Annotated in this window: 10 protein-coding genes; 4 read left to right on the forward strand and 6 right to left on the reverse strand. The window is 67.2% G+C overall.

The annotated features are described in order from the left end of the window. Positions 1 to 74: 74 nt before the first annotated feature. A complete protein-coding gene (gene parC, locus O5O54_RS18075; RefSeq protein WP_279483237.1) occupies positions 75 to 2,324 on the reverse strand; it encodes a DNA topoisomerase IV subunit A in 2,250 nt (749 codons plus the stop codon). 188 nt (positions 2,325 to 2,512) lie between these two features. Here parC and O5O54_RS18080 point away from each other — a divergent pair, with 188 nt between their 5' ends. Continuing rightward, on the forward strand, positions 2,513 to 3,703 hold the full coding sequence (locus tag O5O54_RS18080) for a hypothetical protein (protein ID WP_279483238.1): 1,191 nt from the start codon (positions 2,513 to 2,515) through the stop codon (positions 3,701 to 3,703). Positions 3,704 to 3,719: 16 nt separating this feature from the next. Next, the gene (locus O5O54_RS18085) at positions 3,720 to 4,235 is read left to right on the forward strand and encodes a 2'-5' RNA ligase family protein (RefSeq protein ID WP_279483239.1); all 516 of its coding nucleotides are present in this window, start codon (positions 3,720 to 3,722) and stop codon (positions 4,233 to 4,235) included. A 94-nt stretch (positions 4,236 to 4,329) separates the two neighbouring features. Here the strand turns inward: O5O54_RS18085 and aspS are convergent, their stop codons facing one another. After that, positions 4,330 to 6,120, reverse strand: coding sequence for an aspartate--tRNA ligase (aspS, locus tag O5O54_RS18090; protein WP_279483240.1), 1,791 nt, complete (start codon positions 6,118 to 6,120; stop codon positions 4,330 to 4,332). Positions 6,121 to 6,401: 281 nt separating this feature from the next. On the opposite strand from aspS, the gene rnd reads away from it, so the two are divergent. Then, entirely contained in the window at positions 6,402 to 7,553 is a 1,152-nt protein-coding gene (gene rnd / locus O5O54_RS18095; protein ID WP_279483241.1) for a ribonuclease D, read from the forward strand. 48 nt (positions 7,554 to 7,601) lie between these two features. Here the strand turns inward: rnd and ppx are convergent, their stop codons facing one another. The 4 genes from ppx to O5O54_RS18115 form a co-directional block, all read right to left on the reverse strand. Continuing rightward, complete coding sequence (gene ppx, locus O5O54_RS18100; protein WP_279483242.1) at positions 7,602 to 9,161, reverse strand: exopolyphosphatase; 1,560 nt, start codon at positions 9,159 to 9,161, stop codon at positions 7,602 to 7,604. Further along, positions 9,109 to 11,460, reverse strand: coding sequence for an RNA degradosome polyphosphate kinase (locus tag O5O54_RS18105; RefSeq protein WP_279483243.1), 2,352 nt, complete (start codon positions 11,458 to 11,460; stop codon positions 9,109 to 9,111). The genes ppx and O5O54_RS18105 overlap by 53 nt, the downstream gene beginning before the upstream one ends. Positions 11,461 to 11,521: 61 nt before the next feature. Continuing rightward, positions 11,522 to 12,205 carry a hypothetical protein gene (locus O5O54_RS18110; protein WP_279483244.1) on the reverse strand — a complete coding sequence of 228 codons (684 nt, stop codon included), beginning with the start codon at positions 12,203 to 12,205 and terminating at the stop codon, positions 11,522 to 11,524. Positions 12,206 to 12,209: 4 nt separating this feature from the next. Further along, complete coding sequence (locus O5O54_RS18115) at positions 12,210 to 13,382, reverse strand: AI-2E family transporter (RefSeq protein WP_279483245.1); 1,173 nt, start codon at positions 13,380 to 13,382, stop codon at positions 12,210 to 12,212. 108 nt (positions 13,383 to 13,490) lie between these two features. On the opposite strand from O5O54_RS18115, the gene O5O54_RS18120 reads away from it, so the two are divergent. Further along, positions 13,491 to 13,937, forward strand: coding sequence for a GFA family protein (locus O5O54_RS18120; RefSeq protein WP_279483246.1), 447 nt, complete (start codon positions 13,491 to 13,493; stop codon positions 13,935 to 13,937). The last annotated feature ends 41 nt before the right edge of the window (positions 13,938 to 13,978 follow it).

The following is a 13,978-nucleotide window of genomic DNA, read 5'->3' on the forward strand; positions in this document are numbered from 1 at the left end:
TTCATCTGCGCATGCAGGCGTTCATGCGCAGATGGGGCCGGCTTGTCGACTCCCTGCGTATCCGGCCCGGCGAATCAGCCGAACTGGCCGCTCTTCGGAAAGCCCTTCGGTACCAGCCGCCCGGCCTGCGCCCGGTCTCCGCGCCATTCCATCAGCTCGGCTTCCGAGCGCGTGAAGACGCGACCGGCCGGATCGGTCCAGCTCAGGCCCTCGGCGAGCTTGAACACCTTGAGGTCGAGCAGCCCGCCGTCCTTGAAGCGCTGGAGGCGAACGCCCTTGCCGCGCACCATCTCGGGCACCTGCGCCAGCGGGAACACCAGCATCTTGCGATTGTCGCCGACGACGGCCACCGCGTCGCCCGCCCCGATCCGCTCGGCGCGCACGAGGCGCACGGGCTCGGCGACGTTGAGGATTTGCTTGCCCTTGCGGGTCGAGGAGACCAGTTCGCCCTCGGCCACCACGAAGCCGTTGCCGTCGCTCGATGCCAGAAGACGCTTGCCCGCCGGGTCCGGCACGAAGCCGAGCGCGATGTCCTGGTCGTCCTCCAGTTCGATCGCAAGGCGGATCGGATCGCCATGCCCGCGCCCGCCCGGCAGCTTGTCCGCGCCCAGCGTGAAGGCGCGGCCGTTGGTCGAGAGGAAGACGAGCTTGTCGGTGGTCAGCGCCGGGAAGGCCAGCTTCAACCCGTCACCCTCGCGGAAGGTCAGGCCCGACAGGTCCGTCAGGTGCCCGCGCATGGCGCGCAGGAAGCCCTTCTTCGACAGGACGATGGTCACCGGCTCCTTCTCGATCAGAGCGACGGCGATGTCGTCCGACGAATGCTCCGGCGCGTCGGCGAAGAGCGTGCGCCGCTTGCCGAGCTTGGTCTTCTTGGAGAAGGTCTCGCGGACCTCGCGGATCTCGCCCGCGACCTTGTCCCATTGCAGCTTGTCCGAGCCGAGCAGCGCCTGCTTCTCCGCCCGCTCCTCGGAGAGCGTGTCGAACTCGCGCTTGAGCTCGAACTCCTCCAGCTTGCGCAAGCTGCGCAGGCGCATGTTGAGGATCGCCTCGGCCTGTACGTCGGTGAGCTGGAACGTCTCCATCAGGACGGCCTTCGGCTCGTCCTCCTCGCGGATGATGCGGATCACCTCGTCGAGGTTGAGGAAGGCGATGATGTAGCCGCCGAGGATCTCCAGCCGCCGTTCGATCTGGTCGAGACGGTATTGCGAGCGACGGACCAGCACCTCGCGCTGGTGCGCCAGCCATTCGACCAGCACCTCGCGCAGCGACATGACCCTCGGCACCTTGCCGCCCGAAAGCACGTTCATGTTCATCGGGATGCGCGATTCGAGGTCCGTCAGCCGGAACAGCGATTCCATCAGGAGCACGGGATCGACGTTGCGCGCCTTGGGCTCCAGCACGATCCGCACGTCCTCGGCCGATTCGTCGCGGATATCGGCGAGCAGCGGCAGGCGCTTGGCCGTCAGGAGGTCGGCGATCTTCTCGATCAGGCGCGACTTCTGCACCTGATACGGAATTTCGGTCACGACGATGACGTAGCCGCCCCGGCCCTGCTCCTCCTTCTCCCAACGCGCGCGAACGCGGAACGAGCCGCGCCCGGTCGCATAGGCCTCGCGGATCGTCTCGCGCCCGTCGACCACGACGCCGCCCGTCGGGAAGTCCGGCCCCTGGACGAACTTGAGCAGGGCGTCGGTGTCGGCGTCCGGCTGCTCGATCAGCTTGAGCGCGGCGTCGCAGATCTCGGCGGCATTGTGCGGCGGGATCGACGTCGCCATACCGACGGCGATGCCGGACGAGCCGTTGGCCAGGAGGTTCGGGAAGGCGCCGGGCAGGACGACCGGCTCCTGGTCCTCCTCGTTGTAGGTCGGGCGGAAGTCGACGGCGTTCTCGTCGATGCCGCGCAGGATCAGCGTCGCCACCTCGGTCATGCGCGCCTCGGTGTAGCGCATGGCTGCCGCGCTATCGCCGTCAACGTTGCCGAAGTTGCCCTGCCCGTCGATCAGCGGGTAGCGGATCGAGAAGTCCTGCGCGAGGCGCACCAGCGCGTCGTAGATCGAGGCGTCGCCGTGCGGGTGGAACTTGCCCATCACGTCGCCGACGATGCGGGCGCACTTCTTGTAGCCCTGCCCGGGGTCGAGCTTGAGCACTCGCATGGCGTGGACGATGCGTCGGTGAACCGGCTTCAACCCGTCGCGCACGTCGGGCAGCGCACGGCCCATGATCGTGGACAGCGCATAGGCGAGGTATCGCTCCTCCAGCGCCGCCTTGAGGTCGATCGGTTCGATGTCGCCGCCGTTCGGCGGGGTGTCCACTGGCTTGCCCATGGCCTTGGGCCATATCGCAAAGCACGCACAGGAACAAGAGGAGAACAAACCGCGACCGGCCTCGCCCCTGCCTCTAATTCTCCCTTTCCACCGCCGGGGGACGGGCCATATTAGCGGCACCGTCCGGGGGTTGTCTCGGCATAACCGATTCGGTCTCCGGATTTCGTCACCGTTGGAAAGGTGTCTTCATGCGCGTCCTCCCGTCCCGCCGCATCGTCGCGGGTCTCGCCTTCGTGCTGGCGGGCACGACCTCCTCGCTGGCCGCCGACGCCCAGGCCTTCGCCGAGCGGCTGAAGGCGATCATGGCCGAGCAGCAGGTGGAACTGAGCTACAGCGGCGCGACCAGCGAAGGCGACGACGTGCTCCTTTCCGGAACGACCCTGCGCGGCACCGGCGCTGCCGCCGGCGACGCGACCTCGCTCGGCGACCTGCGCTTCGAGAGCGTCACCGGTTCGACGCCCGAAGGCTGGCGTGTGGGGCGCGTGGCCCCCGGCGACGTGGACGTGACGGAAGGCCCGACGCGCACACGTGCCAGCGGCATGGTGGTCGAGGGACTGCAGATCGCCGGCACGGCCCCGGCTGCTACGGCCGTTTCGCCTCTGCTGTTCGACCGGCTGGCCCTCGGCTCGATGAACGTCGAGCAGGAGGGACGTCCCGTCTTCTCGCTGGAGACGGCGGAGCTGCGCACGGCCGGCACTGCCGAGAGCGGCTATACCGGCACGTTCGGCGTCCAGCGCTTCACCGCGGACACGCAAGCGGCGACGACCGAGGAGACGCCTGCCAAGGCCACCATGCGCGAGCTCGGCTATGCGCAGCTCGCCGGCAGCATGTCGGGCAACGCGTCCTGGACCCCGCAGTCCGGCGCGCTGACGCTGGACCCGCTGAAGGTCACCGTGGACGATGCGGGAACGCTGGATTTCTCCTACACCATAACGGGTTATACGCCGAGCTTCATCCAATCTCTGACGCAGCTCAGCCAGCAGATGCAGGCGAGCGGCGGGCAGAACGATGCAAGCGGCATGGCGGTGATCGGGCTGATTTCGCAGCTCTACCTCCAGTCGGCGCAGCTCTCCTTCACCGACGACTCGCTGACCAACCGCCTGCTCGACTACTACGCGAAGCAGGCCAACCAGACGCGCGAGCAGATGGTCACCGGTCTCGTCGGCTCGCTGCCGCTGGCGCTCGCCTATCTCCAGAACGCCGAGTTCCAGGCCGAGGTGACGGCCGCGGTCAAGGACTTCCTCGAGAATCCGGAAGCACTCCGCATCTCCATCGCGCCGCCGGCTCCGGTCCCTGCGACGCAGATCCTGGGCGCCGCCATGGGTGCACCGCAGACGCTGCCGCAGGTGCTGAACCTGACGGTCACCTCGGGCAACTGACGGATCGGGGATCGGCGTGGACCTCGCCCCGCTGATCCTCACCATGCGCTTCGACGCGGCGAGTTTCGAACACTTCGACACGATGCGCCGCCGGCACTTCCCGCCGGCACGCAACATGATTCCTGCGCATCTCACCCTGTTCCACAAGCTGCCGGGCGAGCGCTGGCCGGAGATCCACCGCGACCTCGCCGCGCTGGCAGCGGAGACGGCGCCGATGGCGCTCGCAGTCGAGTCGATCCGCTTCCTCGGCTATGGCTCGGCCTATGTCATCGACTGCAAGCCGCTGAAGCGCCTTCGCGCGGAACTGGCCGAACGCTGGTCCGGCCTTCTGGAGCGCCAGGACGCGGCGGGCTTCTCGCCGCATGTCACCATCCAGAACAAGGCGCCGGCCGCCGAGGCCAAGGCGCTCTGCGCCGAGTTGAAGGCCGGGTTCGCGCCGTTCGAGGCGCGCGGCACCGGCCTCCTCCTCTGGCACTATCGCGGAGGGCCGTGGGAGCCGGCAGGCGAATATTCATTCGCAAAAGAGGCATGAAAAAGGGCTCCGCGGCGCCCTTTTACCTTCCACTCGAACATCCTTCCCCTAGGCCGGCATCCTCGGGCTTGACCCGAGTATGCCGGCGCTCGATTCAGCCCTTCGGCGCCTGCGGGATCGTGCGGATGCCGAGTTCGCGGAGCTGCGCCGGGGTCGCCTCGGCGGGGGCGCCCATGAGGAGGTCGTGCGCCTGCTGGTTCATCGGGAACAGCGCGATCTCGCGTAGGTTCTTGGCACCGCAGAGGAGCATGACGATGCGATCGACGCCCGCCGCCATGCCGCCATGCGGCGGCGCGCCGTACTGAAAGGCGCGGTAGAGGCCGCCGAAGCGCTCCTCGACGTCGGCCTGGCTGTAGCCGGCGATCTCGAAGGCCTTGACCATCACCTCGGGGAGTTGGTTGCGGATGCCGCCCGACGCGATCTCGAAGCCGTTGCAGACGATGTCGTACTGAAACGCCTTGATCGCCAACGGCTCCTGCCCCTGCAGCGCCTCCATGCCGCCCTGCGGCATCGAGAACGGGTTATGGGCGAAGTCCACCTTCTTGTTGTCCTCGTCCCATTCGTAGAACGGGAAATCGATGATCCAGGCGAGTTCGAACCGGTCGCGATCGACGAGGTTCAGCTCCTCGCCGACCCGCGTGCGCGCCGAGCCCGCGAAGGCGTAGAACTTCTCGGGACGACCCGCGACGAAGAAGCAGGCGTCCCCCGCTTCGAGGACGAGCTGGGTGCGCACGGCTTCCGTCCGCTCCTCGCCGATGTTCTTGGCCAGCGGCCCGGCACCACCGAGCTTGCCGTCCTCCTCGCGCCAGAAGATGTAGCCGAGGCCGGGCTGCCCCTCGCCCTGCGCCCAGGCGTTCATCCGGTCGCAGAAGGCGCGGCTTCCGCCGGTCTTGGCCGGGATCGCCCAGACCTCGACGGCCGGGTCGGACGCGATCATGTTGGCGAAGACCTTGAAGCCGGAGCCGGCGAAATGCTCGGTCACGGCCTGCATCTCGATTGGGTTGCGCAGGTCCGGCTTGTCGGAGCCGTAGCGGCGGATCGACTCGGCATAAGGGATGCGGCGGAAGGTCTGGCTGACCGGCTTGCCGTCCGCGAACTCCTCGAAGATGCCGCGGATCACCGGCTCCATCGTCTGGAAGATGTCCTCCTGCTCGACGAAACTCATTTCAAGATCGAGTTGGTAGAACTCGCCGTAGAAGCGGTCGGCCCTCGGATCCTCGTCGCGGAAGCAGGGCGCGATCTGGAAATAGCGATCGAAGCCCGACATCATCAGCAGCTGCTTGTACTGCTGCGGCGCCTGCGGCAGCGCGTAGAACATGCCGTTGTGAAGGCGCGACGGCACCAGGAAGTCGCGCGCGCCCTCCGGGCTCGAAGCCGTGAGGATCGGCGTCTGGAATTCGTTGAAGCCGATCTCGTTCATGCGGCGGCGCATGGAGGCGACGACCTGCGTCCGACGCATGATGTTGCGGTGGAGCGTCTCGCGGCGCAGATCCAGGAAGCGGTAGCGCAGACGCACGTCCTCCGGGTACTCCGGCTCGCCGAAGACGGGCAGCGGCAGTTCCTTGGCCGGCCCCAGCACCTCGATCTCGCGCGCGAAGACCTCGACTTCGCCGGTCGGCAGCTTGGCGTTGACCGTCTCGGGCGTCCTTGCCTTCACCTCACCGTCGATGCGGATGACCCACTCGCCGCGCACGGTCTCGGCCATCTTGAAGGCGGGCGACTCGGGGTCCACCACGATCTGCGTCAGGCCGTAGTGATCGCGCAGGTCGATGAAGAGCAGGCCGCCATGGTCGCGGATGCGGTGCGCCCAGCCCGACAGGCGCACCGTGTTCCCGACATGCTCAGGGCGAAGCGCGGCGCAGGTATGGGAGCGGTAGCGATGCATGGCGTTGTCTCTCGGCTGATCCGGTGGGTCGCGCGACCGCGTTGACGGCGCGCCGACCCGAAATTCGGGCGGACAAGCGCATGCAGGTGCCATCCTGTCAAGAATCTTGGCACTTCGGCCCGGCAATGCCGGGCATTCGCTACATCCTCCTCCGATTCGATCGCTCATGTCAGCGAGATCGACGCGATTGCCGGGCGAGCGTCGGAATCGAAAACGGTGGAAAGCACCGAGGCCGTTAACCTAGCGATGCCAATGGCGGCGAACTCTGCCTATAAGGGCGGATGGAGCCGATCACCACGACCGCCGCCCTCGAAGAGGCGTGCAAGACCCTGTCCCGCGCCGAGTTCGTCACGGTCGATACCGAATTCATCCGCGAGACGACGTTCTGGCCCGAGCTGTGCCTGATCCAGATGGCCTCGGACGATCTCGCCGTTCTGGTCGATCCGCTGGCCCCAGGCATCGACCTCGCCCCGTTCTTCGCGCTGATGGCCGACACGCACGTCATCAAGGTGTTCCATGCCGCGCGGCAGGACGTTGAAATCGTCCACAAGCTCGGCGGCCTCATCCCTGAGCCGCTGTTCGACACGCAGGTCGCCGCCATGGTCTGCGGCTTCGGCGAGTCGATCGCCTACGACCAGCTCGTCGCCCGGACCTCCAAGGGCCGGATCGACAAGACCTCCCGCTTCACCGACTGGCGCCGCCGGCCACTGTCGGACGACCAGCTCGAATACGCGCTGGCGGACGTCACCTACCTGCGCGACGCCTATCGCTTCCTGAAGGCGGCACTCGCCGTCGAGGGGCGCGAGGGCTGGCTGGCCGACGAGATGGCCGTTCTCACCGATCCCGCCACCTACGACATCCACCCGGACGACGCGTGGCGGCGCTTGAAGCTTCGCGTGAGGAAGCCGATCGAACTCGCTGTTCTAAAAGAAGTCGCGGCTTGGCGTGAGCGCGAGGCGCGGCAGCGCGACCAGCCGCGCTCGCGCATTCTCAAGGACGACGCGGTCTACGAGATCGCCCAGCAGCAGCCCAAGGACGAGGCGGCGCTCTCGCGTCTGCGCACCGTCTCGAAGGGGTTCGAGCGCTCCGCCGCGGGGCGCGAAATCCTGGCGGCCGTAGCGCGCGCTCTGGCGATCCCGAAGAACGAGCTGCCCCCGATCCCGCGTCCGCCTAACCAGCCGGAAGGCACGGCGTCGGCGGTGGAGTTCCTGCGCGTGCTCCTGAAGATCGTGGTGGACGAGCGCGGGGTGGCCGGCCGGCTGATCGCGTCCGGCGACGATCTGGAAAAGCTCGCCGTGAAGGGTGCCGATGCCGAGGTGCCGGCGCTGGAAGGCTGGCGGCGGGAACTCTTCGGCAACCGGGCGCTGGAGCTTCTGGAGGGCCAGTCCGCGCTGGTCTACCGCAACCGTCGCGTCGAGGTGGTCAAGCTCTGAACGGACGCCCGGCCGGCGAGGTCGGGCGCGACGCTTTAACGATAAGGTTCAGCGCACTTCGAGGCGCAGCGTCCGCTCGACCACACGGGCGAAGGCCTGAAGGCGCGCGTCCGGCCGCTCGCCCACGAGCCCGCCGAGGTCCTTCGGCACCACCAATGTGAAGCCGCCGCGAGGGTCCTGCGCCCAACGCAGGCGCTCCAGGACGCCCGGCATCGCCGCCGTCAGAAGGTAGGTCACGCGGAAAAGGGAGGCCAGGATGCGTGCGAGCTGAAGCATGCGCGCATCCAGGATGCTGTTCAGGCGCTCGACGTCGACCGGATCGAACTCACCCTCGTAGCGATAGTAGTTGGCCAGGCTGAGATAGGCGCGGCCGGGATGGTCGATCGCGGGAAACGCCGCGTTGAGGACCAGCGAATAGGCCTGCGTACCGCGATAGTCGGGATGGGCGCGCCAGGCGATGTCGGTGAGGAGGCAGGCCGTCTTGCGCAGCCGCTGCTCGCTCACCGATTCGGCGATGCCGAGCGCCGTGAACGTGCGGGTGGACCAGTCGATCAGTTCCTCGTTGTGGCGCGGCGAGCGCGAACGGAGGAACGAGAGCTCGTGTGCGGCTTCGAGCAGCGGGTCCTTGGCCTTCTCTTCGTCGGGCAGGCGTTCGTGGAGATACCCCTCGCGCACGCCATAGGCCGACATGACGATCTCGGAGGGCCTGAGCGTCTGGATGACAGCCTGGAGCGCGACGGCGCCGAAGGCGAGCAGCGAGCGGCGGTTGCGAGAGATGGCGGCGATACCGGGCAGCTTTTCGGGGTCGTTCTTCACGACCGCGGCGAGGAAGTCGGCGAGGTCGGCAGGCTTCACCGAATAGCCGTGCATCACATGGATCGGGTAGCCGGTCTGCTCCATGTGCAGCTTCATCAGGTTCCGCCACGTCCCGCCGACAGCGTAGAACGGTCGACCTGCGGCGATCGGAGCGAAGCCGGTGGACTGCATGTGGCTGTCGGCGATCTGTCTGGCCCGGGCGAGGTCGCCGCTGGACATGTCCTGCAGGCGCAGTCCGCCGAGCGGCATGGTCACGCCGTTGCCGATCCGCCCGTCCGCCACGTCGACGATCTCGAGGCTGCCTCCTCCAAGATCGCCCGTGATGCCGTTGGGCGCGTGGAAACCGGCGATGACGCCCTCGGCGGCAAAGCGGGCCTCGTCGGCTCCCGACAGGATGGTGATAGGGACGCCGATGGCCGCTTCCGCCGCGCGGACGAAGTCCGGACCGTTGGTCGCCTCGCGGGCGGCAGCCGTCGCGATCGGATGGATCTCGCCGACGCGGAACTGATCGCACAGGGCGCGAAAGCGGGTGAGCGCCGAGATGGCGCTGGCGACCGCCTTGTCGTCCAGGCGGTTGGTCGCGGCGAGACCGCGGCCGAGACCGCTCAGCACCTTCTCGTTGAACAGCATGGTCGGCGCCCGGCTGTTGCCCTCGTAGACCACGAGGCGCACCGAGTTAGACCCGATGTCCACGACGGCGACGGGCACGCGGCCCGGCAGCCGTCCATGGGCCGCTTCGTCAGTCGAAGCGGGAATGCTCCGCACGTTGTCTCGCGATGAGCTTGGGAGCATTCGTCTTCAGTGCCTTTCCGCGTCCCGACAGGCTGGGATTGGTCATGAAATAGCGCTGGGCGTTGAAGGGCTGCTCGCCTTCCGACGGAGCGATCCGCCGCGACGTGCCGTCCGACAGGACCGACCAGCTCTGCTGGTTGTCCAGGATGTTGGCCAACATGATTTGCGACAGGACCTGGCTGTGGACCGTAGGCGTCGTGATGGGCACCAGCGTTTCGACTCGCCGATCGAGATTTCGGGGCATCATGTCGGCCGAACCCATGTAGACGATCGCCTTTTCCGAAGGCAAGCCGTGGCCGGCGCCAAAGCAGAATATGCGGCTGTGCTCCAGGAAGCGTCCGACGATCGACTTCACGCGGATATTGTCGGACAGGCCCGGCACGCGGGGCTTGAGGCAACAGATGCCGCGCACCACGAGATCGATCTCGACGCCCGCCTGGCTGGCCCGGTAGAGCGCGTCGATGATCTGCGGATCGACCAGCGAGTTCATCTTGAACCAGATCTGGCCCTGCCGACCGGCCTTCTCGTGCGCGATCTCCTCCTCGATCATCTGGAGGATGCGCTTGCGCAGCGTCAGCGGCGAGATCGCGATCTTGCGCAGATCCGTCGGCTCGGCATAGCCCGTGATGTAGTTGAAGATCAGCGAGACGTCGTGCGCGATGTCCGGATCGGCCGTGAAGTAGGACAGGTCCGTGTAGATCTTGGCGGTGATCGGGTGATAGTTGCCCGTGCCGATATGGCAGAAGGACACGATCTTCCCCTCGTCGCGGCGGACGACGAGCGAGAGCTTGGAGTGCGTCTTCTTCTCGATGAAGCCGAAGACGACCTGCACGCCGGCGCGCTCCAGATCGCGCGCCCACTTGATGTTGGCCTCCTCGTCGAAGCGGGCCTTGAGCTCGACCAGCGCCGTAACCGACTTGCCAGCCTCGGCCGCGTCGATCAGCGCGCGCACGATCGGCGAGTCGTTGGAGGTCCGGTAGAGCGTCTGCTTGATGGCGACCACGTTCGGGTCGGACGCCGCCTGACGTAGGAACTGCACCACCACGTCGAACGATTCGTAGGGGTGGTGGATGACGATGTCCTTCTCGCGGATCGCGGCGAAGCAGTCGCCGTTGTGCTCGCGGATGCGCTCGGGGAAGCGCGGAAGGTAGGGCGCGAACTTCAGGTCGTCGCGCGGCAGCTTCACGATCTGCGACACGGCGTCGAGCGCCAGCATCCCGTCCATCACCGAGACGCGCGATTCCGATACGTTCAGCTCGCTCGCCACGAAGTTGCGCAAGCTTTCGGGCATCACGTGGTCGAACTCGATGCGGATCACCGAGCCGCGACGGCGACGCTTCAGCGCGGTCTCGAACAGGCGGACGAGGTCTTCGGCCTCCTCCTCGACCTCAATGTCGGAGTCGCGGATGATGCGGAAGGTGCCCTGCCCGCGCACCCGGTATCCCGGGAAGAGCTTGGAGATGAAGAGCGCCACGACGCTTTCCAGCGGCACGAAGCGGGCGACGCCCGTGTCGGTCAGCGGCATCTCGACGAAGCGCTGGAGGGCGGTCGGCAGGCGCAGGAGCGCGTTCATGGTCTGCGAGTCGCGCTCGCGGATGAGCGCCAGCGCCATGGAGAAGCCGAGGTTCGGAATGAACGGGAACGGGTGCGCCGGATCGACCGACAGCGGCGTCAGGACCGGGAAGATCGCCTCGTCGAAGTGGCGCTCGAGCCAGGCGCGGTCGTCCTTCTTCAATTCGCCCGCGCCGACGATCAGGATGTTCTCGGCACGCAGTGCCTTGACCAGCTCGGCCAAGGACGCCTGCTGCTCCTCCTGGAGCTGGCCGACCTCGTTGAGAACACGGTCGAGCTGCTCCTGCGGCAGGAGGCCGTCGTCGCTCCGCACGGCGAGGCTCGCGCGCACCTGCCCCGCCAGGCCGGCGACGCGCACCATGAAGAACTCGTCCAGATTGCCCGCCGAGATCGACAGGAAGCGAACGCGCTCGAGCAGCGGATGATTGAGGTTCTGTGATTCCTCCAGAACACGGCGGTTGAACTGGAGCCAGGACACCTCGCGATTGACGTAGCGGTCGGCCGGCAGTTCCTCGGTCGTCGGAACCTGAACCGGCGGCACAGGGGCCGGCAGGATACCGATGGCTTCCATCAGCGGCTGGTCCGGCTCGGGCTCTTCGGAGGCGGGCTCCGGGCTGACCGTCTCGACCTTGAGCGGCACTTCTCCGTTCGGCGTCCCTCCGGCGGCACGGCGACGCGACGACGGCCGGCTGGGCTTGGACTGCTCGGAGACGCTGGTGTCGCTCATGATGGCTCTGCGGTTCCTGAAGGCGGGAGTGCTGGTCGCTTAGCGGCCTCCCGCGACTGTTTCATGACGATGGATTCGTTTCCACAGCCATCTCGCCGAGGATGCGCTGGGCGAGGCCCCGCCCGATGCGCTCCTTGCCCGCCAGCGCCGCGCGATCGACGCGACGCACGAAGTCCACCGCCGCCTCGAACGAACGCTCCATGCGCGAGAGAGCAAAGGCGACGACCTTGGGCTCGATCGCGATCTGCCGGTCGGCCGCGAGCTTCATGACGACGCCGGCGAGAAGATCCTCGTCCGGCGCCCGAAGCGCGATGGCTGTCGCCGCGCGCAGCCGCGAGAGGAAATCGGGCAGCGCGATGTCGATCTCGCCCGCCGTCTTTCGCGATGTCAGGAGCACCGTGCCGCCGCCGAGCCGAGCGGCGTTGAGGAGGGCGAACAGGCCGTGTTCGTCGTAAGGAACGCGATCGACGTCTTCGACCAGCACGGCGAAGGGCACGCCGCCGGCCGGGGGGGCGCGGTCGTCCGGCGTCCAGCGCCGCGCCTCGGCGGCTTCGGACCAGGCGGAGGCGAGATGCGTCTTGCCGGCGCCCGGCGGACCCGCGATCACCACGACGGGATGCGGCCAGTCCGGCCAGGCGTCGATCGCTTCCACCGCCAGGGCATTGGCCGAGCCGACGACGAGGTCGTCGCGCGACAGCGAGGAGAGCGCCGGGAGGTCCAGCGGAATCTGACGCGGCTGCTTCATGAGGTCAGTCCGACTTGCCCTCTCGCGGATCGAACTGGCCGCTGATCGCGGCGTTGAGACCATCGCCCTCGATCTGGATGGCTTGCGGAGCGGGCGGAAGCTCCCGGCCGAAATACATCTCGCTCTCGAGATACTTCTGCAGCGCGAAGCGAACGAGGACGCCGACCGCCGCCGCCGCCGGGACGGCGATCAAAAGGCCGACGAAGCCGAAGACGGCGCCGAAGGCGAAGAGCGCGAACATCAGCCACACCGGGTGGAGGCCGACCGAAGCGCCGACGAGCTTGGGCTGCAGGATGTTGCCCTCGATGAACTGGCCGGACAGGAAGACCCCCGCAGCTGCCGCGACCCAGATCCAGTCCGGCGAGAACTGGACCAGCGCCACGCCCAGCGCGATCACGAGGCCGACCGCCGAACCGACATAGGGCACGAAGGAGATCAGGCCGGCGAAGAAGCCGATCAGAAGACCGAAGTTCAGCCCGACCAGCGTCAGTCCGACGGCGTAGTAGGTGCCGAGGATCAGGCACACGCTGCCCTGCCCGCGCACGAACCCCGCGACCGACCGGTCGATCTCGCGGGCGAGGCGCCGCACCGTCGCCACGTGTTGGCGCGGCACGAGGGCGTCGATCTTCACGATCATCCGGTCCCAGTCGAGAAGCAGGTAGAAGGCGACGACCGGCGTGACCACGAACAGCGACAGGAAGTTTACGACCGCGAGGCTCGATGTCCAGAGCGAGGCGACGAAGCCCGTCACGAAACCGGAGAGCTGGCGGACCAGCGCCTGGAAGTCCTGCTGGACCGACTGTTGGTCGCTTTCGATGAAGCGGGAGAGCGGGCCGGTGCGCAGGTCGTCGGCCAGTTCCTGCAGGCGCCCGAGATATTGCGGCAGGCGCGCGATGAAGCCCGTGATCTGCCCCCCGATCACCGGCACGAGCACCAGGAGCACGAGCGCGATGACGATCACGAACATCACAAGGATCAGGATGCTGGCCGCAAGCCGCGACAGCCCCCGCCGCGCCAGCCAGTCCGCGATCGGATCGAGGAAGTAGGCCATCACCATGCCCAGGACGAAGGGCAGGAGGATCCCTCGGAACAGCCACAGGAACAGGATCACGGCGAGCGCGGCGAGGCTCCAGAACAGGACCTGGCGCTTGAGAAGCCGGCTTCGATCGCGGACCATGCATTGCCTCCGTTCGCGCTTGCGGAAAAATCGGGCGTGCGCGAACGAAGTCGAGATAGGCAGGCGGCCGGAATCGGGTCAAGAGGCTCGGACGGAAGGTGGTGAGCGATGAAGGACGTCATTCGAGGCCGATGCCGCTGCGGGCGGCTAAAACTTTCAGTCCCCGGGCGCCCGATGTTGACCATGGCCTGTCACTGCACCGGCTGCCAGTCGATGACGGCCAGTGCCTTCTCGCTCTCCGCGCTGTTTCGCGCCGAGGACGTCTCGATCGACCTGGGCGAGACGCAGATCGGCGGGTTGCACGGCGCCCAGCGGCACCACTTCTGCGCCCACTGCCTCACCTGGGCCTTCACACGGCCCGAGGGAATGGACGGGTTCGTCAACGTGCGGACACCGATCCTCGAGGGCGTGGCCGACATGGCCCCGTTCATTGAGACCTATACGTCGGAGAGGTTGCCCTGGCTGCGCATCCCTGCGGCGCGCAGCTTTGAACGCTTCCCCGCTCCGAGCGATTTTCCGAGGCTTCTGGCCGAATACGCGGCGCAAAACGCTTGAAAGCCGTAGACGGACGTCTTGCCCGGTCGGCTTGATCATGC

Source organism: Aureimonas sp. SK2 (assembly GCF_029813115.1).
In the GTDB taxonomy this organism is placed as follows: Bacteria; Pseudomonadota; Alphaproteobacteria; order Rhizobiales; family Rhizobiaceae; genus Aureimonas.